The sequence below is a fragment of the Pseudomonas sp. Marseille-Q5299 genome (genome assembly GCF_943737035.1).
In the GTDB taxonomy this organism is placed as follows: domain Bacteria; phylum Pseudomonadota; class Gammaproteobacteria; order Pseudomonadales; family Pseudomonadaceae; genus Aquipseudomonas; species Aquipseudomonas putida_E.
The window spans coordinates 499,533-523,952 of record NZ_CALSFR010000003.1; the positions used below are offsets into that span (position 1 = coordinate 499,533).

At 61.4% G+C, this 24,420-nt stretch carries 21 protein-coding genes; 2 read left to right on the plus strand and 19 right to left on the minus strand.

Translation table 11 applies throughout. The features are described from left to right. Positions 1-87 precede the first annotated feature (87 nt). The 17 genes from NGJ21_RS10920 to NGJ21_RS11000 form a co-directional block, all read right to left on the minus strand. The gene (locus NGJ21_RS10920) at positions 88-918 is read right to left on the minus strand and encodes a sigma 54-interacting transcriptional regulator (RefSeq protein ID WP_119688099.1); all 831 of its coding nucleotides are present in this window, start codon (positions 916-918) and stop codon (positions 88-90) included. 63 nt (positions 919-981) lie between these two features. Continuing rightward, positions 982-1,563 (minus strand): alpha/beta hydrolase, encoded by a 582-nt coding sequence (locus NGJ21_RS10925; protein ID WP_251962099.1) that lies wholly within the window; start codon positions 1,561-1,563, stop codon positions 982-984. A 206-nt stretch (positions 1,564-1,769) separates the two neighbouring features. Then, entirely contained in the window at positions 1,770-2,759 is a 990-nt protein-coding gene (locus NGJ21_RS10930; protein WP_012312241.1) for a sulfate/molybdate ABC transporter ATP-binding protein, read from the minus strand. A gap of 3 nt (positions 2,760-2,762) precedes the next feature. Then, on the minus strand, positions 2,763-3,635 hold the full coding sequence (gene cysW / locus NGJ21_RS10935; protein ID WP_237859766.1) for a sulfate ABC transporter permease subunit CysW: 873 nt from the start codon (positions 3,633-3,635) through the stop codon (positions 2,763-2,765). An 11-nt stretch (positions 3,636-3,646) separates the two neighbouring features. After that, complete coding sequence (cysT, locus tag NGJ21_RS10940; RefSeq protein ID WP_251962100.1) at positions 3,647-4,465, minus strand: sulfate ABC transporter permease subunit CysT; 819 nt, start codon at positions 4,463-4,465, stop codon at positions 3,647-3,649. A 170-nt stretch (positions 4,466-4,635) separates the two neighbouring features. After that, entirely contained in the window at positions 4,636-5,643 is a 1,008-nt protein-coding gene (locus NGJ21_RS10945) for a sulfate ABC transporter substrate-binding protein (protein WP_251962101.1), read from the minus strand. A 48-nt stretch (positions 5,644-5,691) separates the two neighbouring features. Then, positions 5,692-5,874, minus strand: coding sequence for a sulfur starvation response protein OscA (gene oscA, locus NGJ21_RS10950; RefSeq protein WP_125923606.1), 183 nt, complete (start codon positions 5,872-5,874; stop codon positions 5,692-5,694). A 185-nt stretch (positions 5,875-6,059) separates the two neighbouring features. Further along, positions 6,060-9,116 (minus strand): efflux RND transporter permease subunit, encoded by a 3,057-nt coding sequence (locus tag NGJ21_RS10955; protein ID WP_251962102.1) that lies wholly within the window; start codon positions 9,114-9,116, stop codon positions 6,060-6,062. Then, a complete protein-coding gene (locus NGJ21_RS10960; RefSeq protein WP_196997323.1) occupies positions 9,113-10,180 on the minus strand; it encodes an efflux RND transporter periplasmic adaptor subunit in 1,068 nt (355 codons plus the stop codon). Before NGJ21_RS10960 ends, NGJ21_RS10955 begins: the two co-directional genes overlap by 4 nt. Then, positions 10,177-11,265 (minus strand): efflux RND transporter periplasmic adaptor subunit, encoded by a 1,089-nt coding sequence (locus NGJ21_RS10965; RefSeq protein WP_237859757.1) that lies wholly within the window; start codon positions 11,263-11,265, stop codon positions 10,177-10,179. The genes NGJ21_RS10960 and NGJ21_RS10965 overlap by 4 nt, the downstream gene beginning before the upstream one ends. Positions 11,266-11,472: 207 nt before the next feature. Then, positions 11,473-12,366: an ABC transporter permease subunit gene (locus NGJ21_RS10970; RefSeq protein WP_046786979.1), complete on the minus strand. Its 894-nt coding sequence runs from the start codon at positions 12,364-12,366 to the stop codon at positions 11,473-11,475. After that, entirely contained in the window at positions 12,363-13,244 is an 882-nt protein-coding gene (locus NGJ21_RS10975) for an ABC transporter permease subunit (RefSeq protein WP_172655290.1), read from the minus strand. The genes NGJ21_RS10970 and NGJ21_RS10975 overlap by 4 nt, the downstream gene beginning before the upstream one ends. A 35-nt stretch (positions 13,245-13,279) precedes the next feature. Beyond that, positions 13,280-14,422: a polyamine ABC transporter ATP-binding protein gene (gene potA / locus NGJ21_RS10980; protein WP_012312231.1), complete on the minus strand. Its 1,143-nt coding sequence runs from the start codon at positions 14,420-14,422 to the stop codon at positions 13,280-13,282. 60 nt (positions 14,423-14,482) lie between these two features. After that, entirely contained in the window at positions 14,483-15,577 is a 1,095-nt protein-coding gene (locus NGJ21_RS10985) for a polyamine ABC transporter substrate-binding protein (RefSeq protein ID WP_046787079.1), read from the minus strand. A gap of 160 nt (positions 15,578-15,737) precedes the next feature. Continuing rightward, positions 15,738-16,835 (minus strand): polyamine ABC transporter substrate-binding protein, encoded by a 1,098-nt coding sequence (locus NGJ21_RS10990; protein ID WP_046786978.1) that lies wholly within the window; start codon positions 16,833-16,835, stop codon positions 15,738-15,740. A 170-nt stretch (positions 16,836-17,005) separates the two neighbouring features. Then, a complete protein-coding gene (locus NGJ21_RS10995; protein ID WP_251962103.1) occupies positions 17,006-18,367 on the minus strand; it encodes an aspartate aminotransferase family protein in 1,362 nt (453 codons plus the stop codon). A gap of 49 nt (positions 18,368-18,416) precedes the next feature. Next, on the minus strand, positions 18,417-19,775 hold the full coding sequence (locus NGJ21_RS11000) for a glutamine synthetase family protein (protein WP_012312227.1): 1,359 nt from the start codon (positions 19,773-19,775) through the stop codon (positions 18,417-18,419). Between the two features lie 41 nt (positions 19,776-19,816). Here NGJ21_RS11000 and NGJ21_RS11005 point away from each other — a divergent pair, with 41 nt between their 5' ends. Together NGJ21_RS11005 and NGJ21_RS11010 are read left to right on the plus strand one after the other, a co-directional pair. Next, positions 19,817-20,077, plus strand: coding sequence for a hypothetical protein (locus NGJ21_RS11005; protein WP_115273326.1), 261 nt, complete (start codon positions 19,817-19,819; stop codon positions 20,075-20,077). A gap of 272 nt (positions 20,078-20,349) precedes the next feature. Beyond that, complete coding sequence (locus NGJ21_RS11010; protein WP_012312226.1) at positions 20,350-21,726, plus strand: glutamine synthetase family protein; 1,377 nt, start codon at positions 20,350-20,352, stop codon at positions 21,724-21,726. Positions 21,727-21,789: 63 nt separating this feature from the next. Here the strand turns inward: NGJ21_RS11010 and argA are convergent, their stop codons facing one another. Then, complete coding sequence (gene argA / locus NGJ21_RS11015; RefSeq protein ID WP_012312225.1) at positions 21,790-23,088, minus strand: amino-acid N-acetyltransferase; 1,299 nt, start codon at positions 23,086-23,088, stop codon at positions 21,790-21,792. Between the two features lie 125 nt (positions 23,089-23,213). Beyond that, a complete protein-coding gene (gene argE, locus NGJ21_RS11020; protein ID WP_115273325.1) occupies positions 23,214-24,356 on the minus strand; it encodes an acetylornithine deacetylase in 1,143 nt (380 codons plus the stop codon). Positions 24,357-24,420 lie beyond the last annotated feature (64 nt).

Consider the following 24,420-nt stretch of genomic DNA (forward strand, 5'->3'; position numbering starts at 1 on the left):
AGATTTTTTATTCCGCAACAATATCTTTTAATTAGCTGCTTATTCCAAAAACAAATTGCCATTACCCACTTTGCTTATGAGCGACGTCTAGCGTGCGGTGTTCGGCAGGTCGAGGTCCTCTGGCTGGATCTCTTCACTGTCATTCACCAGCAGGGCGAAGTGGATGATGTTCTCCAGTTCGCGGGTATTGCCGGGCCACGCGTGGGCTTCGAGCACCTGCTGGGCCGCTTCGCTGATCAACGGCACAGGGCGCTGCAGGCGTGCGCAGTAGATACCTACGAAATACTCAGCCAACGGCAGGATATCGCCGCAGCGCTCACGCAACGGAGGCAGCTCCAGCGAGCCCTCACGCAAGTACTGGTACAAGCGTTCATTGAACCTGCCAGCTTTGACCACCCGGGCCAGGTCAATGCTGGTCGCAGCCACCAGGCGCACGTCCACCGTGTGTGGCTGCTGCGCGCCGACGCGGATGACTTCGCGGTTTTCCAGCGCGGCCAGCAGCTTGCCCTGAATCGCCAACGGCAAGTCGGCGATTTCATCCAGGTACAGCGTGCCGCCGTTGGCCGAGCCGAACCAGCCCGCCCGGCTGCTGGCGGTCCCACCATGGGTGCCGGCGCTGTAGCCGAACAGCTCAGCATCGGCGTAGGTATGGCTGATGGCCGCGCAGTTTACCGAGACGAACAGCCCACCACGGTCACTGGCCCGATGGATTTGCCGTGCCAGCAACTCCTTGCCGGTACCAGTCTCACCGCGGATCAGCACCGGCAGCGCTTGTGGTGCCAGGCGGTCCAGCGCCTGGCGCAACTGCTGCGAGCGTGGGTCGATGAACACCAGCGCCTTGGCACGAATGCTAAGTGGGCTCTTGTCCAGTTCAGGGAAGGTCAGCAGCGGCTGGCCAAACGGGTTTTGAAAAGTCATGACTAACTCCCGCCCAAACCTCTGCGGGCCGGGCGTCAGGCAAACGATATACAGTAGGGCCGATCAGGCGCGACGCAGCGCGCGCTGTTCGACACGGCTTTGCAGGCGATACAGGAAGGCAAACCCCTGCTCCCAGCGTTCATGCCCGGATTTGACGTTGATATGCCCTGCATTGGTCAGCAACCCCGCTTCTGCGCCCCAAGCCTGAGCCAGGTACAGCGCGCGCGGCACGCTCACGGCAGGGTCGTTGTCGGAGCTGACCACCTGGCTGGGAAATGGCAGGGCCTGCAACGGCATTGGCGCGAAGTTGCGCAGGGCGGGCGAGCAGGTCGGCCGCTCGACATCTGCCGGGGCAACCAACAGCGCGCCGCGTACGCGCCGCAGCAAGGCCGGGTTGGCCTGGGCAGCCCAATGGGCGACCGTGATGCAGCCCAGGCTGTGGGCAATGAGAATCGCCGGCGAGCGTTCAGCAGCGATTGCCTGCTCCAACGCCTGCACCCAGTCCTGGCGCTGTGGGGTGAGCCAGTCGTGCTGCTCTACCCGCGCGCTGTTGGGCAAGGTGCGCTGCCAGTGACTCTGCCAATGATTGTCTGGCGAGCCTTGCCAACCAGGCACAATCAGGTAGCGAATCGACTCATTGCGCATGGGGACGCCTCCTGTGAATTTGCGTACTTGGAGGTAAGTATAGGGAGGGGGTTATATTCGTAAAGGAATAAGAAGATATTTATTAATAACCAAAAAAGGAATCAATCTGCCAGCGGTTTAGCTCTATTGGGGCTGCTACGCAGCCCCAAATCGCTTAACTGACAGGCATCAGGACCTTGCCCGGGTTTTTCACCCGCTATAGCAACTCAGATATCCGCCACCTTTTGCCAGACCTTCGGCCTGAAGAACAGCGTCTCACCTCGCGCCAGGCCGGTCAGGCTGTCGTGATCCTTGACCACCTCGGCCTCGATCAGCTCGCTCTGCCCTTCCACCTTCAAAGTCACCCGGGTAGTCGCGCCCAATGGGCGGATATCACGTACCTCGGCGGCATGGTGCCCTTCTGTTTCATGGCGCGACAACGACACCTCGTGCGGGCGGAACAGCACATGATGACCCTCGCTCAACGCCAGCCGGTTGGAGTCGCCGAGGAAGTGGTAGACGAAGTCGTTGGCCGGCTTCTCATACACTTCCCCCGGGGAGCCGATCTGCTCGATCACCCCCTTGTTCATCACCACGATGCGATCGGCCACTTCCATGGCCTCCTCCTGGTCGTGGGTGACGAACACCGAAGTCAGGTTGATGTCCTCGTGCAAACGCGCCAGCCAGCGGCGCAACTCCTTGCGCACCTTGGCATCGAGGGCACCGAACGGCTCATCGAGCAGCAGCACCTTGGGCTCCACCGCCAAAGCGCGGGCCAGGGCGATACGCTGGCGCTGGCCACCGGAAAGCTGTTCAGGGTAGCGGTCCGCCAGCCAGTCCAGCTGCACCATGTTCAGCAGTTCATGAACCTTCTCGGCAATCTTGCTCTCGCTCGGGCGCTCGCCCTTGGGCTTCATGCGCAGGCCGAAGGCAACGTTGTCGAACACGCTCATGTGGCGGAACAGCGCGTAGTGCTGGAACACGAAACCAACGTTGCGATCGCGTACATCGTGGCCGGATACGTCTTCGCCGTGGAACACGATATTGCCGTCATCCGGCGTTTCCAGGCCGGCGATGATGCGCAGCAGGGTGGTCTTGCCACAGCCAGAGGGGCCGAGCAGGGCCACCAGCTCACCGCTGTGGATATCCAGGTTGATGTTGTCCAGGGCCTGGAAGCTGTTGAAGCGCTTGCTGACGTTACGAACTTCGATCGACATGACTTATTCCTCCGCTGCGCTATGGCGCAGGCGGTTAATACGGTTCTCGCTCCACTGCTTGAGCAGCAGGATGAAGAGCGCCAGGATCAGCAACAGGCTGGCCACACTGAAGGCCGCGACGTGGTTGTACTCGTTGTAGAGGATCTCCACATGCAGCGGCAAAGTATTGGTGACGCCACGGATATGGCCCGAGACCACCGATACCGCACCGAACTCGCCCATGGCCCGCGCAGTACACAGCACCACACCGTAGATCAGGCCCCACTTGATGTTCGGCAGGGTCACGTGCCAGAACATCTGCCAGCCGTTGGCACCGAGCAGGCGCGCAGCCTCTTCTTCCTGGGTACCCTGCTCCTGCATCAGCGGGATCAGCTCACGGGCAACGAAGGGCACGGTGACGAAGATGGTCGCCAGCACGATGCCCGGCAAAGCGAAGACGATCTGGATATCGTGGTCCTGCAGCCAAGGCCCGAAAAAGCCTTGGGCGCCGAACATCAGCACGTAGACAAGGCCGGCGATCACCGGCGATACCGAGAACGGCAGGTCGATCAGGGTGACCAGGATGCTCTTGCCACGGAAGGTGTACTTGCTCACGCACCAGGCGGCGCTGACGCCGAATACCAGGTTCAGCGGCACCGAGATGACGACGGCGAGCAGCGTCAGCTTCAGCGCCGACAAGGCATCAGGCTCGAAGATCGCCTCGAAGAAGGTACCGAAACCGTTCTTCAGCGCCTGCGATACCACGATCACCAGCGGCAGCAGCAGAAACAGTGCAAACACCAGCCAGCCAAGGCCGATCAGGATGCGCCGCGACGTGGCACTGCCGCGACGTGCGGCATTGGCGGCGGCGGTAGTGCTCAGGGATGAACTGGACATGCCGGCCTCCTTCAAGGGGTTTCGATGCGGCGCTGCAGCAGGTTGATCAGCAGCAGCAGGATGAAGGAAACCACCAGCATCAGCACGCCGATGGCAGTCGCGCCGGTGTAGTCGTATTGGTCGAGCTTGACCATGATCAGCAGCGGCAGGATCTCGGTCTTCATCGGCATATTGCCGGCAATGAAGATCACCGAACCGTACTCGCCCACGCCACGGGCAAAGGCCAGGGCAAACCCTGTGAGCCAGGCGGGCAGCAGGGCCGGTGCAAGCACGTGCCGGAACACCTGCAGTGGTTTCGCGCCCAGGCAGGCAGCAGCCTCTTCGACTTCCCGCGGGATGTCCGCCAGTACTGGTTGCACGGTACGCACCACGAACGGCAGAGTGACGAAGGTCAGCGCCAGGGTGATGCCCAGTGGGGTGTAGGCGACCTTGAAGCCCAGGTCGGTGGCGAACTGACCGACCCAGCCTGCCGGGGCATACAGCGCAGTCAGGGCGATACCCGCAACGGCAGTGGGTAGAGCAAATGGCAGGTCGATCATCGCATCGATGATCTTGCGCCCAGGGAAGGTATAGCGCACCAGCACCCAAGCCAGCAGGGTACCGATGACACCGTTGATGATGGCGGCGAACAGGGCGGTGCCGAAACTCAGCTTGAGCGCGGCGATCACACGCGGCGCACTGATGATGTTCCAGAACTGCTCCCAGGTCAGCTGCGCGGCATGCACGAACATGGCGGCCAGCGGTATCAGCACGATCAGGCTGAGATACACCAAGGTGTAGCCCAGTGTCAGCCCGAAGCCGGGTATGACGGGGGAAATGCGACGTGACATAAAGATCCCTGGTTTAACGCACCAAGCCCGGCGGATGTGCCAGGCGGGTGCAGGCTTGTGAATCCTGGGGCTGCTGCGCAGCCCTTACGCGACGCAGGCCACGCTCTACCTGTAGGAGCGGCCTTGTGTCGCGAAAGGGCCGCAAGGCGGCCCCGCTTTTCCATGGCTGTTTACTGCGCCTGATAGATCTGGTCGAACACCCCGCCATCATTGAAGAATTTGGGCTGTGCTGCCTTCCAGCCACCGAAATCCTTGTCGATGGTTACAAGATCCAGTTCCGGGAATTGCTTGCCGAACTCGGCAGCGACCTTAGCGTCACGTGGGCGGTAAAAGTTCTCGGCAGCGATTCTCTGGCCAGCCGGGCTGTACAGGTGCTTGAGGTACTCCTCGGCGATCTGTTCATTACCCTTCTTCTGAGCGTTCTTGTCGACCACCGCCACAGGCGGTTCGGCCAGGATCGACAGCGAAGGCACGACGATTTCGAACTTGTCGGTACCGCCGTCTTCCTTCAGCGCCAGGAAAGCTTCGTTTTCCCAGGCCAGCAGAACATCACCCTGGCCGTTGTTGACGAACGTGATGGTCGAGCCACGGGCACCGGTATCCAGAACCGGCACGTGCTTGAACAGTTCCTGCACGTATTCCTTGGCTTTGGCTTCGCTGCCACCTTGCTTCAGGCCGTAGGCCCAAGCGGCGAGGAAGTTCCAGCGAGCGCCGCCGGAAGTTTTAGGGTTGGGGGTAATGACCGACACGTCCTTCTTGATCAGGTCACCCCAGTCCTTGATACCTTTCGGGTTGCCCTTGCGCACCAGAAACACGATGGTCGAGGTGTACGGGGTGCTGGCGTCCGGCAGGCGCTTCTGCCAGTCCTCCGGCAAGGTCTTGCCCAGCTTGGCGATCTCGTCGATGTCACCCGCCAGGGCCAGGGTCACCACGTCGGCGCGCAAGCCGTCGATTACCGCGCGGCCCTGCTTGCCCGAGCCGCCATGGGACTGCTGGATCTTCACCTTGTCGTCCGGGTGAGACTGCTGCCAGTGCTTGATGAATTCAGCATTGTATTGCTGATACAGCTCACGGGTCGGGTCGTAGGACACGTTCAGCAGTTCGTAGTCCTTGGCGATGGCGGAACCGGCAAAAACGGCACTGGCCAAGGCGGCGAGCGCATAACGGCGGATGGACATGGTGAAGCTCCCGATTGGCATTTTTCTAGTTTTGTGTGTGGTGCGTGATCAGCTGGGTTTGTTGCCGGGCTGTTGCAGGCGGAACTTCTCTTTACGCTCGATCTGCACGACCTGACCGTTGTGCACGGTAATCTCCACCGCACCGAAACGCAGATCGCGCAGAGCGCTCTGGATCTCACGCACAATGGTGGCTTCGTCCTGACCGTCAATGCTGCGCACAGATGCACTCATGCTCGCTCTCCTGTGAGTGAGGTGCCGGGCAGAGGTTTTTGAAGGGGGTATGCGCCTGGCTTGAGAGCAATAGTAGAGAGGCGCTGATATTCTTAAAAATACTGTTTAAGAATTTTTATATAACCAGAATTATTATTCGCTGAGTTCGCTAAAGGGCCGCACTGCGGCCCCAGCTTTCTGCAGGACTAACTGGATTGCTTCTGAGGCTCGCGGATCTTGTACCAGGCCACATAGAGCGCCGGCAGGAACAGCAGCGTCAGCAGCGTTGCACTGATGATGCCGCCGATCATGGCGTAGGCCATCGGCCCCCAGAACACCTCACGGGCAATCGGGATCATGCCCAGGCTGGCCGCTGCGGCAGTCAGCAAGATTGGCCTGCGGCGGTGATTGGTGGCCTCCAGCACCGCATCCCAAGGTGAATAGCCCTGGGCTTCGAACTCATCGATCTGGGTCACCAGGATTACAGAGTTACGAATGATGATACCGGCCAGCGCGAGAATCCCGAGAATCGCCACAAAGCCCATGGGCGTGCCCGTCGGCACCAGTGCCACGACCACGCCGATCAACCCCAGCGGCGCCACGCTGACCACCAGGAACAGCTTCTGCACACTGTGCAGCTGGATCATCAGGAACGTCGCCATGAGGAACAGCATCAGCGGGATGACCTTGGCGATCGGCCCTTGTGCCTTGCCGCTCTCCTCCACCGTACCACCTGTGGCTACCTCGTAACCGACTGGCAACTGGCTGGCGAACTCATCGATCTTCGGCTTGAGCTGCGCGACCAGGTCGGTAGGCTGGATCTCGCCGTTGACCGATGCCTTGATGGTGATGGTAGGTTTACGGTCGCGGCGCCATACCAGCGGCTGCTCCAGCTCGTAGCGCACCGTGGCGAATGCCAGCAAGGGTATCGAGGTGCCACTGGGCGTGACGATCTGCAGGTTCTGCAAGGTGTCTGGTGAGCCCCTCTCGCTGTCCACGGCACGGGCGATCACGTCCACCAGGTAGATGTTGTCGTTGACCTCGGTGACCGGCGCGCCGCTGACGATGCTGTTCATCACATTGGCCACGTCCTCGGACGACAGCCCGAGCTGGCGCGCCTTGTCCTGGGCGATCTCTATGCGCAGCACCTTACCCGGCTCGTTCCAGTCGTAGATCATCTCGCCGATGTGTTCATTGGTATTGAGCATCGTGGCCAGGTCGATCGCATGCTTTCGCACCTGGTCGATGTCCTTGCCGCTGATCCGATACTGGATCGGCCGCCCTACCGGCGGGCCCATTTCCAGCGACTGCACATTGGTGCCGATGCCGACGAACTCTTCGTGCAACAGCTTCTGCAGGCGCGCCATCATGCCCGCACGCTCCTCGAAGCCTTTGCTGACGATGACCAGCTGGGCGTAGTACGGGTTCTGCAGTTGCTGGTCCAGCGGCAGGTAGAAACGGATGGCGCCCTGGCCGATGTAGGTGCTCCAACGCACCATGTCCGGGTCGTCCTTGATCTTCGCCTCCAGGCGGTCGACCACCTTGCGCGTCTCCTCGATCGAGGCGTTCTGCGGCAGGTTGAGGTCGACGAGGATTTCCGGACGGTCCGAAGACGGGAAAAACTGGTTTTGCACAAAGCGCATGCTGAACAGCGACAGGGCGAACAGCAGGATGGTGCCGATGATGGTCAGCCAGCGGTGCCGCATGCACCACAGCAAACCACCTTCGAACGCCCGCCCCACGCGGCCGGGCTCCGCCTCATGGCCCTTGAGCTTGTCGCTCTTGAGAATATGTACACCGAGCACCGGCGCAAAGAACACCGCAACCACCCAGGACACGATCAGCGCCACGGCAATCACCGCGAACAGGGTGTAGGTGTACTCACCGGCGGAGCTGGCGTTCAGGCCGATCGGCACAAAGCCGGCCACGGTCACCAGGGTGCCGGTAAGCATGGGGAACGCGGTCGAGGTATAGGCAAAGGTCGCAGCCTGTTCCTTGCTCTCGCCCATCTCAAGGCGTGTAACCATGACCTCGACGGTGATCATCGCATCATCCACCAGCAGGCCCAGCGCGATGATCAGTGCACCGAGTGAGATCCTCTGCATGGTGATGCCGCTGTACTCCATGAACACGAAGACCATGGCCAGCACCAGCGGGATCGAGCAGGCCACCACCAGCCCTGCACGCACGCCAAGGCTGACGAAACTCACTGCCAGCACGATCACCACGGCCTCGAACAGTGCGCTGGTAAAGCCCCCTACCGCCTCTTTGACCACCACCGCCTGGTCGGACACGGTGTGAACGCCTACGCCAACCGGCAGGTCGTTGACGATGCTGTCCATCTTCTTCTTGAGGGCGGCGCCGAACACCTGGATGTTACCGCCAGCCTTCATGCCAATGGCCAGGCCAATGGCGGTCTGGCCGTTATAACGGAACATCGGTGACGGCGGGTCGACATAGCCGCGCTCGATATCGGCGATATCGGCCAGACGGAAGAAACGGTCATTGATGCGCAGGTTGACGGTCTGCAGGTCTTTCTCTGACGCGAATTGCCCGGTGGTGCGCACCGAGATCCGCTCTGGGCCTGCTTCGATCACCCCGGCCGGAGTTACCGCGTTCTGTTGCTGCAGGGCTTGCATGACCTGACGCTGGTCGATGCCCAGAGCGGCCAGCTTGCGCGTGGAAAACTTCAGGTAGAGCACCTCATCCTGGGTGCCGACCAGCTCGATCTTGCCGATATTGGGGACTTCGCGCACCTCGGCGCGGGCCTGCTCCACGTAATCGCGCAGCTGGCGCAGGGTCAGCCCATCTGCGGTGAACGCGTAGATCGAGCCGAACACATCGCCGAACTCGTCATTGAACCCTGGCCCCTGGATACCCTGTGGGAACTCGCCGCGAATATCCTGGATCTTCTTGCGCACCTGGTACCAGATTTGCGGGATGTCAGCAGCTTTGGTGGTGTCTCGCAGGTAGACGTAGACGGTGGACTCACCCGGGCGGGTGTAGCTCTTGGTGTAGTCGAGGGAGTCCAGCTCCTCAAGTTTTTTCTCGATGCGGTCGGTGACCTGGTACAGGGTTTCGTCCTGGGTCGCCCCAGGCCAGCGGGTCTGGATCACCATGGTTTTGATGGTGAACGAAGGGTCTTCTTCGCGGCCAAGGTTGAAGTAGGAAAAAATCCCCATCAGCAGGCCGACGAACATCAGGTACCAGACGAAAGACTGATGGCGCAACGCCCATTCGGACAGGTTGAAGCTTCCTTTCATTGCGCTTCCTCGTCGAAGGTGACCTTCTGGCCAGGCTTGAGGCTGTTGACACCGGCAGTGACCACCCGCTCCCCAGGCTGCACTCCAGACGCCAGCACGATACTGTCGCCGGTGCGGTCCAGCAGGGCAACGTCACGGGTAGCGACGGTTTTTTGCTCCGGATCGATGACCCATACCTGGGTCTTGCCATCGCGCTCGAGCAGCGCGCTCAGCGGCAATTCGCTGCGCGGGGTGATTGCCGAGGTCAGGGTGACACTGATCGCGGTACCCAGGTGGAAGGCATCGGGGGTACTGGCAAGGGTCAGGCGGGCACGCCGGGTGCGCGTGGCGGCATCGGCCTGGGGCTCCAGTTCACGCAGTATGGCGGTGGTATTGATGCTGTTGTCCAGTTGCGAGGCAACCGTGAACGTCAGGTCCTTGGTCAGCTGTTCGGCGATGCCGATGGGCAGGTCGATCACCGCTTCCTTGATGTCAGGTCGCGCCAGCGTGACCACCGCCTGACCGGCGGTGACCGTCTGCCCGGCCTCTGCCTGCCAGGCCGTGATCACCGCCGCATGGTCGCTGCGCAAGGTGCTGTAATCGAGCTGGTCACGCGCCTGACTGACCGCCGAACGCGCTTGCTCCAGGCTCGCGCCGGTGGTTTTCAGGTCGGTCTGGGCGATGTCCAGCTGGGCCTGGGCGCCGACGCCCCGGTCATACAGCTGTTGTTGCCGGCGGGCATTGGCCTGGGCGTTGATCCATTGCGCCTGGACCCTGGCCAGGTCGCCCTCGGCAGCGCGCAGCTGGTTCTGCTGGTCGGTGGGATCAAGGGTGGCGAGCGTGTCACCCGGCTTCACCTGGGCCCCGACATCCAGCCAGCGCCGGGCAATGCGCCCGGCCACCCGGAAACCCAGCGTGCTTTCATAGCGCGCCTGGATGGTACCGGCGAAGCGGCCAAGCTGCGACTGCGCCTGGGCTTCGACCACGGTTGACAGCACCGGGCGCACGGCTTCGGGTTGTTCTTCCTCACTGCCACAGGCCGTCAACAGCAAGCCTGCCGCACACATCAACAGTACCTTGTTCATGGCGCGGCGCCTCCGTCCTTGGCATCGACCTTCTCGACCTGCATACCGGGATGCAACAACTGGCCACCGCTGACGACTACCGTCTCACCGCCTTTTATGCCTTGGGCGATGACCACCTTGCCGGTGAGATAGCGGGTTACCTGGACTTTGCGCAGCTCAACCTTGTCGCCTTCACCCACCACCCACACCGCAGGCTCATGCAAGGCCTTGGTCAGTGCCGCCCAAGGCAACTCGATGCTCGGCCGCCCTTGCGCGTTGGCCGTGGCAGTAACAGGCGAACCCAGGCGCATGGCCGCTGGCACATTGCGCAGGGCCACCTTGACCTGCACCGTGCCGCTCTGGGCCGATACGGTCGGGGTGATTTCACGGACAAAGCCTTGGGCCTGGACCTTGGGGTCGTCGAGCAGGCTGACCATCACCCCGGCATCGCTCGGCGGCGCCACCAGCAGGGACTCGTAGACATTGAACACCGCATCGCGGTCGCCATCGCGCGCAAGGCTGAAGATCGGCATGGTCGCCTGGACCACTTGACCGACCTCGGCCTGGCGCTCGGTGATCACCCCATCAGCCTCCGACACCAATGCGGTGTAGCTCAGTTGCTCTTGGGCATTGGCCAGTTGCGCCTGGGCTGCCTTGAGCGCGCTCTGGTTGCTGCGCAGCGATGCTTCGGCCGAGTCGTATTCGCTCTGGCTGGTGTACCCCTTGGGCAAGAGTTTTTGCTGGCGGACGAAGGCCGCGCTGGTCTGGGTGACGCGCGCCTGAGCAGCGAACACCTCGGCCTTGGCCGAATCGACATTGTTCTGCAGGTCTTTGGGGTCCAGCCGGGCCAGCACCTGATTGGCCTTCACGTGGTCGCCCACGTCAACGCTGCGCGAGATGATCTTGCCACCCACGCGAAACGAGAGATCAGTCTGCACACGCGCCTGCACATCACCGGTCAGGGTGACCCTGGCGGCGAAGTCAGTGGGTTGGACTTGCAATACACCGACCCGTGGCAAAACCTCGGGAGCCTCTTCCTTGCTGCAACCTGTGAGCAGGCCAAGCAGCCCCAAGCCTACGACCAACAGTGAACGCGTCACCCTCATGCAGGCTCCTGGCTTGCGCGCAAATGATTCGTGGGATGCGACTGTTAGCGTAGATCAGGGTTCAGAAAAAACACTGATCAAGGTCAGTTGGGCGGTCATGGCGACAATGCGGGCCCTGAAACAAGCAAGCCCGCTTCCACTGGATCGATGCAGCCCTCGCGGCGTGCAACCTACCTGTGGAAGCGGGCTTGCCCGCGACTACCGCGCTCAGGCCGACGCTGCGGCTGCCGTCGTGCGTTTGACCTGCGGCTGCGACACGCTGGCCGCAGCACCCTCCTCGATCGCCTGCTGGATCGCCTTGCGGCGATGCTCTTCGGCGCGGCGGCTGAAGTACCAGACCATGAAGGTCACCAACGACACCGACAGCAGGATCAGGCTGGCCACGGCGTTGATCTCCGGCTTCACGCCCAGGCGCACAGCGGAGAACACTTCCATCGGCAAGGTGGTCGAACCAGGCCCGGACACGAAGCTGGCCAGTACCAGGTCATCCAGCGACAGGGCGAACGACATCATGCCGCCCGCCGCCAGCGACGGCGCAATCATCGGGATGGTGATCAGGAAGAACACCTTCCACGGCTTGGCACCCAGGTCCATGGCCGCTTCTTCGATCGACAGGTCCAGCTCGCGCAGGCGCGCCGACACCACTACCGCCACATAAGCCGCGCAGAACGTGGTGTGGGCGATCCAGATGGTGACCACGCCCCGTTCCTGCGGCCAGCCGATCGTCTGCGCCATGGCCACGAACAGCAGCAACAGCGACAGACCGGTGATCACTTCAGGCATCACCAGCGGTGCAGTGACCAGGCCACCGAACAGCGTGCGGCCCTTGAAGCGGGTGACCCGGGTCAGCACGAAGGCTGCCAGGGTACCCAAAGCCACCGCCGCCACCGCCGTGTAGCAGGCGATCTCCAGCGAGCGCATCACCGACCCCATGAGCTGGGTGTTGTCGAGCAGGCCGACGTACCACTTGATCGACCAGCCGCCCCACACCGTTACCAGCTTGGAGGCGTTGAACGAATAGATCACCAGGATCAGCATCGGCAGGTAGATGAACAGCAAGCCGAGCACCAGCATCAGCTTGGAGAAACTGAAGCGCTTCATGCCCTGCCCTCCATTTCTTTGGCCTGGCTACGGTTGAACAGCAGGATCGGTACGATCAGGATCGCCAGCATCACCACCGCCAGGGCAGAGGCCACCGGCCAGTCACGGTTGTTGAAGAACTCTTGCCACAGCACCTTACCGATCATCAGGGTTTCCGGGCCGCCCAGCAGTTCCGGAATGACGAACTCGCCCACCACCGGGATGAACACCAGCATGCAGCCGGCGATAATGCCGTTTTTCGACAGCGGCACGGTGATCTTCCAGAAGCTGTTGAAGGTGCTCGAACCCAGGTCCGATGCGGCTTCGAGCAGGCTCTGGTCGTGCTTTACCAGGTTGGCGAACAGCGGCAGGATCATGAACGGCAGGTACGAATAGACCACGCCGATGTACACCGCCAGGTTGGTGTTGAGGATCTGCAACGGCTGGTCGATCAGCCCGGTCCACATCAGGAACCCGTTGAGCAGGCCGTTGTTGCTGAGGATGCCCATCCAGGCATAGACGCGGATCAGGATCGCGGTCCAGGTCGGCATCATGATCAGCAGCAACAGCACGGTCTGGGTTTCCTTGCGTGCGTTGGCAATCGAATAGGCCATCGGGTAGCCGATCAGCAAACACAGCACGGTGCTGATGAAGGCCATCTTCAGCGAGCCCAGATAGGCCGAGATGTACAGCTCATCCTCGGTCAACAGGCCATAGTTGGCCAGGTTGATTACCAGCTGCACCTTGTCTTCGACGTAGCTGTAGATCTCGGTATACGGCGGGATCGCCACGTCGGCTTCGGCAAAGCTGATCTTCAGCACGATGAAGAACGGCAGCATGAAGAACAGGAACAGCCAGATGAACGGCACGCCGATCACCAGGTGCCGCCCCTCGGGGATAAGGCGCTGGAAGGCTCGCTTGAGCTTGCGCAGTTTCATGACCGCAGTACCACGCCGCTGTCGTCTTCCCACCAGACGTACACTTCATCGCCCCAGGTCGGGCGGGTGCCCTGGCGCTCGGCGTTGGCGACGAAAGACTGGACCACTTTGCCGCTGGGCAGCTCGACGTAGAACACCGAGTGGCCGCCCAGGTAGGCGATGTCATGGACCTTGCCGCGCGACCAGTTGTGCTCGAAATCCGGCTGCTCGGTAGTCACCAGCATTTTTTCCGGGCGCAGGGCGTAGGTGATGTGCTTGTCTTCAACCGAAGTGGACACACCGTGGCCAACGTAGATCTTGCGCTCGAGCTCCGGCGAGGCGATCAGCGCATGGCCTTCGGCATCGTCGATCACTTCGGCCTCGAATAGGTTGACGTTACCGATGAACTCGCACACCAGGCGGCTGGTGGGCGTCTCATAGATATCCACAGGCGAACCGATCTGGGCAATCCAGCCCAAGTGCATGATGGCAATGCGCTGGGCCATGGTCATGGCCTCTTCCTGATCGTGGGTCACCATCACGCAGGTCACGCCCACGCGCTCGATGATCTCGACCAGTTCCAGCTGCATCTGCGAGCGCAGCTTCTTGTCCAGCGCGCCCATTGGCTCGTCGAGCAGCAACAGCTTGGGGCGCTTGGCCAGCGAACGGGCCAAGGCCACACGCTGACGCTGACCACCGGAGAGCTGGTGCGGTTTGCGCTTGGCGTACTGGGTCATGTGCACCAGCTTGAGCATCTCGGCCACGCGGGCGTCGATCTCGGCCTTGGGCATCCGGTCCTGCTGCAAGCCGAAGGCGATGTTCTGCGCCACGGTCATGTGCGGGAACAGCGCGTAGGACTGGAACATCATGTTGATCGGCCGCTCGTAGGGCGGCATGTCGGTGATGTCTACGCCATCGAGGAAAATACGCCCTTCAGTCGGGCGCTCGAAACCGGCCAGCATGCGCAGCAAGGTCGACTTGCCCGAACCGGAGCCACCGAGCAGGGCGAAAATTTCGCCCTTGCGGATCTCCAGCGACACATCGTCCACCGCTACCGTTTCGTCGAATTTTTTTGTGACCCGGTCGATCTTGACCAACACCTGCTTGGGTTGCTGGCCACCCTCGAGGGCTTTCTTATAGGCACCGGAGGCAACTGCCATGAGTGAAACTCCCAACAAGATTTGTGTGCCCGCCCCTGCTTTGGCGGCGGGCCTGGATTGTTACTTGCCCGACTTGACCTTGGTCCAGCTGCGGGTCATCAAACGTTGCACCTTCGGTGGCAACTCACTGTTGACGAACATCTTGTCCAGCACTTCCTGCGGTGGGTAAACCGCGGCGTCAGTCCTCACGGCCTGGTCCATCAGGTCGCCAGCCTTGGGGTTCGGGTTGGCGTAACCGACGTAATCACTGACCTGGGCGATAACCTCAGGCTTCAGCAAATAGTTGATGAAGGCGTGAGCCTCTTTGACGTTCCTGGCGTCCTTGGGGACCGCCAGCACGTCGAACCAGAGGTTGCCGCCTTCCTTGGGAATCGCGTAGGCCAGGTTCACGCCCTTCTTCGCTTCTTCAGCGCGGGCCTTGGCCTGGAACACATCGCCGGAAAAACCTGCCGCGACGCAGATGTCGCCGTTGGCCAGGTCCGTGATGTACTTGGACGAGTGGAAGTAGGTTACGTACGGGCGTACCGCCAGCAGCTTCTGCTCGGCCTTCTCGTAGTCCTTGGGGTTGGTGCTGTTGGGGTCCAGCCCCATGTAGTTGAGCACCGCCGGCAGCATTTCATCCGCCGAATCCAGGAACGCCACGCCGCATTGGGAGAGCTTCTTCATGTTCTCGGGCTCGAACAGCACGGCCCAGGAATCGATGGTGTCCACGCCCAGTGCCGCCTTGACCTTGTCGACGTTGTAGCCGATGCCATTGGTGCCCCACAGGTAAGGCACGGCGTACTGGTTGCCTGGGTCGTTCTTTTCCAGGCGCTTCATCAACGCCGGGTCCAGGTTGGAATAATTGGGCAGCAGGTTCTTGTCGAGCTTCTGGAACGCGCCCGCCTTGATCTGCTTGCCGAGGAAATGGTTGGACGGCACTACCACGTCATAACCGGTGTTGCCGGCCAGCAGCTTGCCTTCCAGGGTTTCGTTGGAGTCGAACACGTCCTGCACAGGTTTAATACCCGTGGCTTTCTCGAAGTCTTCGAGCGTGGTCGGGCCAATGTAGTCGGACCAGTTGTAGAAGTGCACCGTAGGCGCCGCTTGGACGCTGCATGCCAGCGTCAGGCCCGCTCCAGCCATCAAGGCTTTGCGTAATACAGAAATAGACAAGTGGGTGGTCCTCACAATCAGTGCCTTGGTAACGGCGCAGCGCTGCCGCGCACGCAAAACCGGCGCGCAACTTACCCTCGCAGCCACGATGCCGCAATCATCAATTGCCATTCACCGGCTCTGGGCCGGAAAACCCCGGCCCAGAGGTCTTGCATCGGGCTTACTTACCCGACTTGATCCTGGTCCAGCTGCGGGTGATCAGACGCTGGGCAGCAGCTTCTGGCGCGGCGATCGCGTACAGGTGCTTTTTCACGTCGGCAGGTGGATAGATGCTCGGGTCGCTGGTGATGTCCTTGTCCACCAACGGGGTCGCAGCCGCGTTACCGTTCGGGAAGCGTACGGCGTTGGTGATCTCGGCCATGATTTCCGGCTGCATCAGGAAGTCCATGAACTTGTAGGCGGCGTCCTTGTGCTCGGCATCCTTGGGGATGGCGACCATGTCGTAGAAGGTGCCGGCGCCTTCTTTCGGGATGATGTAGTCGACCTTGACCTTGTCACCGGCTTCATGTGCGCGGGCTTTGGATTGCTCTAGGTCACCCGAGTACCCGACGGCCACGCAGATGTTGCCGTTGGCCATGTCGCCGATGTATTTGGACGAGTGGAAGTAGGTGATCGAAGGACGAATCTTCAGGAACAGGTCCTCGGCCTTCTTCAGGTCTTCTTTCTTGGTGCTGTCGCTTGGCAGCCCCAGATAGTGCAGCGCGGCTGGCAGCATTTCGGTCGGGGCGTCGAGGAAGCTCACGCCACAGCTCTTGAGTTTCTCGATGTTCTCAGGCTTGAACACGACGTCCCACGAATCGATCTTGTCGACGCCCAGCGCGGCCTTGACCTTCTCCGGGTTGTAGCCGATGCCGATCGAGCCCCACATGTAAGGGAAAGCGTGCTTGTTGCCTTTGTCGCTGGCGTCACCGACGGCCTTGAGCAGGTCTTCGTCGAGGTTCTTCCAGTTCGGCAGTTTGGAGCGGTCGAGCTCTTCGTAGACCCCCGCCTTGATCTGCTTGGCCAGGAAGTTGTTGGACGGTACGACCACGTCATAGCCGGACTTGCCCGCCAGCAGCTTGGCTTCCAGGGTTTCGTTGCTGTCGAAGACGTCGTACTTGACCTTGATGCCTGTCTGTTTTTCGAACTTCGCGATGGTGTCCGGAGCGATGTAGTCCGACCAGTTGTAGACGTTCAGCACCTTGTCTTCAGCCTGTACAGCGGTGGCCATGGCACCCATCAGGGCGGCGGCCAGCAACGTCTTGCCCATTTTCTTCATGCGTCATGCTCCAGAATTTTTTATTTAGCCATCTGTTCAGCAGCCAGAACCTACCGTGCAGAGCGCCGGGCGACTGAAACAGCCGCTAGTCTGGCAAGTTACAAGGCGCTGTTTCAAGGAAACCATCCCCTTGTAACGACTTAATGTCACATCGCTAGCCTAGCAGGCGCTCAACGGATCGCTTCGAGGGTCAGGTCCAGGCACTTGCGCGCCTTTTCCACCAGCTCGTCCACCTCTGCATGGCTGATCACCAAGGGTGGAGCGATGATCATGGTGTCACCCACCGCACGCATGATCAGGCCGTTGTCGAAGCAGAAATTGCGGCAGACCATGCCCACACCCTTGCCTTCGTAACGGCTGCGGGAGGCCTTGTCCTTGACCAGCTCGATCGCGCCGAGCAGGCCCAGGCCGCGTACCTCGCCCACCAGCGGGTGGTCCTGCAGCTCACGCAGACGTTTCTGCAAGTAGGGTGCCACTTGCGTACGGACCTTCTCGACGATCTTCTCGTCGCGCAGGATGCGCAGGTTTTCCAGGCCTACCGCAGCCGCCACCGGGTGGCCGGAATAGGTGAAACCGTGGTTGAAGTCTCCGCCTTCGCTGAGCACCTTGGCCACCTTGTCACGCACGATCACACCGCCCATGGGGATGTAACCGGAAGTAAGGCCTTTGGCGATGGTCATCAGGTCGGGCTTGAGGTCGTAGTAGTCGGAGCCGAACCACTCGCCGGTACGGCCAAAACCGCAGATCACTTCGTCAGCGACGAACAGGATGTCGTACCTGGCGAGGATCTCCTTGACCTTCGGCCAGTAGGTTTCTGGCGGGATGATCACGCCGCCGGCGCCCTGGATCGGCTCGGCGATGAAAGCTGCGACGTTGTCCTCGCCCACTTCCAGAATCTTTTTCTCCAGCTGCTCGGCCGCCCACACCCCGAAGTCGTCCGGGCTCATGTCGCCGCCTTCACCGAACCAGTACGGTTGCGGGATATGCACGATGCCCGGGATCGGCAGGCCGCCCTGTTCGTGCATGCCGCTCATGCCGCCCAGGCTTGCACCGGCGACGGTCGAGCCGTGGTAGCCGTTGATGCGGCCGATGATGGTCTGCTTCTGCGGCTTGCCCTTGAGCGCCCAGTAGTGGCGGACCATGCGCAGCACGGTGTCATTGCCTTCGGAGCCGGAGCCTGTGAAGAACACATGGGTCATGCCCTCGGGCGCCACGTCGGTGATGGCCTTGGCCAGCTCCAGCGCAGGCGGGTGGGCCGTCTGGAAGAACAGGTTGTAGTACGGCAGTTCGCGCATCTGCTTTTCGGCAGCCTGCACCAGCTCTTCACGGCCATAACCCACCGCGACGCACCACAGGCCGGCCATACCGTCGAGGATCTTGTGCCCCTCGCTGTCCCACAAATGCACACCCTGCGCCTTGGTGATAATGCGCGGCCCCTTTTCCTTCAGCTGCTTGTAGTCACTGAAAGGTGCAAGGTGGTGCTCGCCGCTCAGGGTTTGCCAGTCACGGGTTTGCGGGTTTTTGACGCTCATGTGCTTCTCCAGGGTCCACAGGCCGCCGGCGGGCGGCCTCAGGGGTTGATCACACAGCAAACAGCAGGAACTCACGCTCCCAAGAGCTGATGACGCGCTTGAAGTTCTCATGCTCGGCGCGCTTGGTGGCAACGTAGCCGGTGATGAATTTCTTGCCCAGGTACTGGGTCAGCGCGCGGCTGACTTCCATGCGTTCCAAGGCGTCCTCGATGGTCAGCGGCAGGCGCAGGTTGCGCCGCTCGTAGCCGCGCCCCTGCACCGGCGCGCTGGCGGCAATACCTTCGACCATACCGATGTAGCCGCACAGCAAGCTCGCAGCGATGGCCAGGTAAGGGTTGGCATCGGCGCCTGGCAGGCGGTTCTCGACGCGACGGTTCTGTGGGCCGGCATCCGGTACGCGCAGGCCGACGGTGCGGTTTTCCTCGCCCCACTCGACGTTTACCGGGGCCGAAGTGTCTGGCAGGAAGCGGCGGAACGAGTTGACGTTCGGGGCAAACAGCGGCAGCGCCTCGGGGATGAACTTCTGCAGGCCACCGATGTGGTGCAGGAACAGCTCGCTCATGCTGCCGTCTTCATTGCTGAAGATGTTCTTGCCGGTGACCGAATCGACCACGCTCTGGTGCAGGTGCATGGCGCTGCCCGGCTCGCCGGTCATGGGCTTGGCCATGAAGGTGGCGGCCACATTGTGCTTGAGCGCCGCTTCGCGCATGGTGCGCTTGAACACCAGGATCTGGTCGGCCAGGTGCAGGGCGTTGCCGTGACGGAAGTTGATTTCCATCTGCGCCGTGCCGTCTTCGTGAATCAGGGTGTCGAGGTCCAGTTGCTGCAGCTCGCACCAGTCGTAGACGTCCTCGAACAGCGGGTCGAATTCGTTGGCCGCTTCGATGGAGAACGACTGGCGGCCGGTTTCCGGGCGGCCTGAACGACCTACCGGCGGCTGCAGCGGGAAGTCCGGGTCCTCGCTGCGCTTGGTCAGGTAGAACTCCATCTCTGGCGCGACGATCGGTTGCCAGCCCTTGTCGGCGTAAAGCTGCAGGACTTTCTTCAGTACGTTGCGCGGCGACAGCTCGACCGGGTTGCCCTTCTTGTCGTAGGTGTCGTGAATGACCTGGGCGGTAGGCTCGATGGCCCACGGCACGAGGAACACAGCGTTCTCATCGGGCCGGCAGATCATGTCGATGTCGGCCGGGTCGAGCAGTTCGTAATAGATGTCGTCATCGACGTAATCGCCGGTCACGGTCTGCAGCAACACGCTCTCGGGCAGGCGCATGCCTTTCTCGGCGATGAACTTGTTGGTCGGCGAGATCTTGCCGCGGGTGATGCCAGTCAGGTCACTGATCAGGCATTCGACTTCGGTGATCTTGTGCTCTTTCAACCAATCGGTGAGCTGGTCGAGGTTGTTACTCATAGATACCTCAGGAGGTAATGTGGTCCGCGCATTGATTCTGGATGGAGTGGGTTGCTAAAGCAAAAACCCCCACGCAGGAGCACAGTGGATACACTGGAAACAAGCGTGTCCGTAATGAGTTCGAAGGGCAGGAATACAAGAAAGGAAGCGAAACGGCGCTACGAGGGGTAGTCCAGAAGCGCAAAGCGTCAATTATTGCGGCCAGTGCGACCACCGCGCAATTGATGCGTGCCGCAACGGCAGGGATACCCGAGCGCACTGCACAGGCAGCGCTTTCAGGTCGCGACAAGCGGACCATGTGACCCTCGTATTATTGTGTTTTGGGTTGAGACCGAGCTTAGCCTTGTTCATTTTTTTACACAACACCTCCGTAAAAAATAAAACACGGCTTGTCGGAGATAGCCCTTTGTCAGGGAAATAGCGGATAATGGCACGCCCCGATATGCAGCAAATCTGCCGTCGATGTGCCATTTCAGGGCATCATGGGGTTGGCTTGACATCAGTAAGGCTTTTCGATTGACTGGTCCTGCAAGCCCCCCTTGATTGATATTTTTAACAACAAAGGTGTTGCATCATGTCGGTACCCCCGCGTGCCGTTCAGCTTAACGAAGCGAACGCGTTCCTTAAGGAACATCCTGAGGTTCTCTACGTTGACCTTCTGATTGCAGATATGAATGGTGTGGTGCGCGGTAAGCGCATAGAGCGCACCAGCCTCCACAAGGTTTACGAGAAAGGCATCAACCTGCCGGCCTCCCTCTTCGCCCTCGATATCAACGGGTCCACCGTCGAAAGCACCGGGCTTGGCCTGGACATCGGCGATGCTGACCGCATCTGCTATCCGATCCCGGACACGCTCTGCAACGAGCCGTGGCAGAAACGCCCGACCGCCCAGTTGCTGATGACCATGCACGAGCTTGAAGGCGAGCCGTTCTTCGCCGACCCTCGTGAAGTGTTGCGTCAGGTGGTGAGCAAGTTCGACGACCTGGGCCTGACCATCTGCGCCGCGTTCGAACTGGAGTTCTACCTGATCGACCAGGAGAACGTGAACGGCCGCCCACAGCCACCACGCTCGCCGATCTCGGGCAAGCGCCCGCAGTCGACCCAGGTATACCTGATCGACGACCTCGACGAATACGCCGATTGCCTGCAGGACATCCTCGAAGGCGCCAAGGAACAAGGCATTCCGGCCGACGCCATCGTCAAGGAAAGCGCCCCGGCACAGTTCGAAGTCAACCTGCACCACGTCCCCGACCCGCTCAAGGCCTGTGATTATGCAGTGCTGCTCAAGCGCCTGATCAAGAACATCGCCTACGACCATGAAATGGACACCACGTTCATGGCCAAGCCCTACCCGGGCCAGGCAGGCAACGGCCTGCATGTACACATTTCCGTGCTGGACAAGGATGGCAACAACATCTTCACCAGCGAGGATCCCGAGCAGAACGCCGCGCTACGTCATGCTGTCGGCGGTGTGCTCGAGACCCTGCCTGCGTCGATGGCGTTCCTTTGCCCGAACGTCAACTCGTACCGTCGCTTTGGCGCCCAGTTCTACGTGCCGAACGCGCCGAGCTGGGGCCTGGACAACCGTACCGTGGCCCTGCGCGTGCCGACCGGTTCGCCCGACGCCGTACGCTTGGAACACCGCGTGGCCGGCGCCGACGCCAACCCGTACCTGATGATGGCCGCCGTACTGGCTGGTGTGCACCATGGCCTGACCAACAAGGTCGAGCCGGGTGAGCCGATCGAAGGCAACTCGTACGAGCAGCTGGAGCAGAGCCTGCCGAACAACCTGCGCGATGCCCTGCGCGAGCTGGACGACAGCGAGATCCTGAACAAGTACATCGATCCGAAGTACATCGACATCTTCGTCGCGTGCAAGGAGAGCGAGCTGGAGGAGTTCGAGCATTCGATCTCCGACCTCGAGTACAACTGGTACCTGCATACCGTGTAAATGAAAACGCCGCCCTCTGGGGCGGCGTTTTTCATGGGTTGGCAGGGCACTCGATTCCCTGGCTTACAGAGACTTTTCGAAAATTTTCGAATTGCGCTGGTAGTTGTACAGCGATGCTCGCGCCGACGGTAGCCGCTCTACCCCACTGGGGGCAAAGCCTCGCTCGCGGAACCAGTGCGCGGTCCGGGTGGTAAGCACGAACAGGGTATTCAACCCCAACGCCCGCGCCCGGCTCTCGATCCGCTCCAGCAGCTCATCACCGCGCCCGCCATGGCGGTACTCCGGGTTCACTGCCAGGCACGCCAGCTCACCAGCCTGGGAATCGGCAATCGGATACAGCGCCGCGCACGCGATGATCATGCCCTCGCGCTCGACCACGCTGAACTGCTCGATCTCACGCTCCAGCACTTCACGTGAGCGTCGCACCAGAATGCCCTGCTCTTCCAGCGGGCTGATCAGCTCCAGCAAACCACCCACATCCTCGATGGTCGCCTCGCGCACCACTTCGAACTGCTCCTGCGACACCAGCGTGCCGCCACCGCCGCGGGTGAACAGCTCGGTGAGCAGTGCGCCGTCCTCGGCATAGCTGACGATGTGGCTACGCGCCACGCCGCCCTTGCAGGCCTCGGCGGCGGCATCGAGCAACTCGCCTTGGTAATCACTGCCCAGCCGCGCCAGGTGTGGTGCAACCTGCTGCGGGCGCAACTCACGCACCAGCTTGCCGCTCTCATCCAGCAGCCCGGGTTCGGCGCCGAACAGCAACAGCTTGTCGGCACCCAATTCGATGGCGGCGCGGGTGGCCACGTCTTCGCAGGCCAGGTTGAAGATCTCACCGGTCGGCGAATAGCCCAGCGGCGAAAGCAGCACAATCGAGCGCTCGTCAAGCAGGCGGCTGATGCCTTTGCGGTCGATGCGCCGTACTTCACCGGTGTGGTGGTAGTCCACCCCTTCGAGCACGCCGATAGGGCGGGCAGTCACCAGGTTGCCGCAGGCCACGCGCAGGCGTGAGCCCTGCATCGGCGAGGCGGCGATGTCCATCGACAGGCGCGCTTCGATGGCCAGGCGCAAGGCACCCACGGCGTCGATCACGCAGTCCAGGGTTGCGGCATCGGTGATGCGCAGGCCGTGGTGATAGTGCGGGGTCAGGCCACGGGCGGCCAGCCGGCTCTCGATCTGCGGGCGCGAACCATGCACCAGCACCAGGCGCACGCCCAGGCTGTGCAGCAACACCAGGTCATGGACGATATTGCCGAAATTCGGGTGTTCCACCCCATCGCCGGGGAGCATGACCACAAAGGTGCAGTCGCGATGAGCATTGATGTACGGGGAGGCATGACGCAGCCAGTTGACGTAATCGGGCATGACAGGGCCTGTGGATAAAGTGGACGGAGAACGTTGGATCACACGGCGTTCAGGATCATCGTCGGAACAGGCTTGCGGTCACGCGCGGTCTCCTCTAGGCAAAGACGAATCAGCAGGGTGGACGTTTAATTCAGGCAATAGTGCCGGATCAGGTCACGCAATAGACGCACGGTAGGCTCGATTCGTGACATTTCCAGGTATTCGCCCGGCTGGTGGGCACAGGCAATGTCGCCAGGGCCAAGAACGATGGTCTGGCAACCCAGTTGCTGAAGATAAGGCGCTTCGGTACCGAACGCCACCGCTTCGGCGCGATGGCCGGTCAAGCGCTCGGCCACCTGCACCAGTTCGGCATCGGCCGCCTGTTCGAACGGTGGCACCTCGGGGAACAGCGGCGCGTAGTCGATACGCACCTCATGGCGCTCGGCCACCGGCCGAAGCTTCTCACGGATGGCCGCACGCAACTGCTCTACATCCATGCCTGGCAGTGGGCGCAGGTCGAACTCCAGGGCACACTGGCCGCAGATACGGTTGGGGTTGTCGCCACCGTGGATGCAGCCAAAGTTCATGGTCGGCGTGGGCACGGTGAATTGCGGGTTGCGGTAGGTGTCCTGCCATTGCCGGCGCAGGCCCATCAGCTCACCCATCACCGCGTGCATGGCTTCCAGCGCGCTGCGGCCAAGGCTTGGGTCAGAGGAATGGCCGCTGCGCCCGAGAATGTCGATGCGGTCCATGAGGATACCCTTGTGCATGCGGACCGGGCGCAAGCCGGTCGGCTCACCGATGACCGCCGCACGGCCAAGCGGCTGACCCGCTTCGGCCAGGGCGCGGGCACCGGACATCGAGCTTTCTTCGTCGCAGGTGGCGAGGATCAGCAGCGGCTGCTTGAAGTCATGCTCCAGCAACGGAATCACCGCTTCGATGATCAAGGCGAAAAAACCCTTCATGTCGCAGCTGCCCAGGCCCACCCAGCGGCCATCGGCCTCGGTCAGCTTGAGTGGGTCGCTCGTCCACAACTGCTCGTCATACGGCACGGTGTCGCTGTGGCCAGCCAGCACAAGCCCGCCCGGGCCAGTGCCACGGCTGGCCAACAGGTTGAACTTGCCTGGGCTGACCTGCTGGATGTCGCAACTGAACCCCAGGTCGCCCAACCAGCCTGCCAGCAGGTCGATGACCTGGCGGTTGGACTGGTCCAGGGCAGGTTGGGTGCAGCTGACCGAGGGCGCGGCGATCAAAGCGGCAAACTGGTCTTTCAGCGTGGGCAACGGCATGCGCGAACTCCTCGGAAGCATTGCCCATCATAGGGCCATCCGCCGTAAGGAATAAACCGTTGCC

What these genes read in the sequence shown, in the direction of transcription:
- NGJ21_RS10920 (WP_119688099.1), bottom strand. Translation starts at nt 918, where the DNA reads ATGACTTTTCAAAACCCGTTTGGCCAGCCGCTGCTGACCTTCCCTGAA.
- NGJ21_RS10925 (WP_251962099.1), bottom strand. Translation starts at nt 1,563, where the DNA reads ATGCGCAATGAGTCGATTCGCTACCTGATTGTGCCTGGTTGGCAAGGC.
- NGJ21_RS10930 (WP_012312241.1), bottom strand. Translation starts at nt 2,759, where the DNA reads ATGTCGATCGAAGTTCGTAACGTCAGCAAGCGCTTCAACAGCTTCCAG.
- cysW (WP_237859766.1), bottom strand. Translation starts at nt 3,635, where the DNA reads ATGTCCAGTTCATCCCTGAGCACTACCGCCGCCGCCAATGCCGCACGT.
- cysT (WP_251962100.1), bottom strand. Translation starts at nt 4,465, where the DNA reads ATGTCACGTCGCATTTCCCCCGTCATACCCGGCTTCGGGCTGACACTG.
- NGJ21_RS10945 (WP_251962101.1), bottom strand. Translation starts at nt 5,643, where the DNA reads ATGTCCATCCGCCGTTATGCGCTCGCCGCCTTGGCCAGTGCCGTTTTT.
- oscA (WP_125923606.1), bottom strand. Translation starts at nt 5,874, where the DNA reads ATGAGTGCATCTGTGCGCAGCATTGACGGTCAGGACGAAGCCACCATT.
- NGJ21_RS10955 (WP_251962102.1), bottom strand. Translation starts at nt 9,116, where the DNA reads ATGAAAGGAAGCTTCAACCTGTCCGAATGGGCGTTGCGCCATCAGTCT.
- NGJ21_RS10960 (WP_196997323.1), bottom strand. Translation starts at nt 10,180, where the DNA reads ATGAACAAGGTACTGTTGATGTGTGCGGCAGGCTTGCTGTTGACGGCC.
- NGJ21_RS10965 (WP_237859757.1), bottom strand. Translation starts at nt 11,265, where the DNA reads ATGAGGGTGACGCGTTCACTGTTGGTCGTAGGCTTGGGGCTGCTTGGC.
- NGJ21_RS10970 (WP_046786979.1), bottom strand. Translation starts at nt 12,366, where the DNA reads ATGAAGCGCTTCAGTTTCTCCAAGCTGATGCTGGTGCTCGGCTTGCTG.
- potA (WP_012312231.1), bottom strand. Translation starts at nt 14,422, where the DNA reads ATGGCAGTTGCCTCCGGTGCCTATAAGAAAGCCCTCGAGGGTGGCCAG.
- NGJ21_RS10990 (WP_046786978.1), bottom strand. Translation starts at nt 16,835, where the DNA reads ATGAAGAAAATGGGCAAGACGTTGCTGGCCGCCGCCCTGATGGGTGCC.
- NGJ21_RS10995 (WP_251962103.1), bottom strand. Translation starts at nt 18,367, where the DNA reads ATGAGCGTCAAAAACCCGCAAACCCGTGACTGGCAAACCCTGAGCGGC.
- NGJ21_RS11000 (WP_012312227.1), bottom strand. Translation starts at nt 19,775, where the DNA reads ATGAGTAACAACCTCGACCAGCTCACCGATTGGTTGAAAGAGCACAAG.
- NGJ21_RS11005 (WP_115273326.1), top strand. Translation starts at nt 19,817, where the DNA reads ATGGAGTGGGTTGCTAAAGCAAAAACCCCCACGCAGGAGCACAGTGGA.
- NGJ21_RS11010 (WP_012312226.1), top strand. Translation starts at nt 20,350, where the DNA reads ATGTCGGTACCCCCGCGTGCCGTTCAGCTTAACGAAGCGAACGCGTTC.
- argA (WP_012312225.1), bottom strand. Translation starts at nt 23,088, where the DNA reads ATGCCCGATTACGTCAACTGGCTGCGTCATGCCTCCCCGTACATCAAT.
- argE (WP_115273325.1), bottom strand. Translation starts at nt 24,356, where the DNA reads ATGCCGTTGCCCACGCTGAAAGACCAGTTTGCCGCTTTGATCGCCGCG.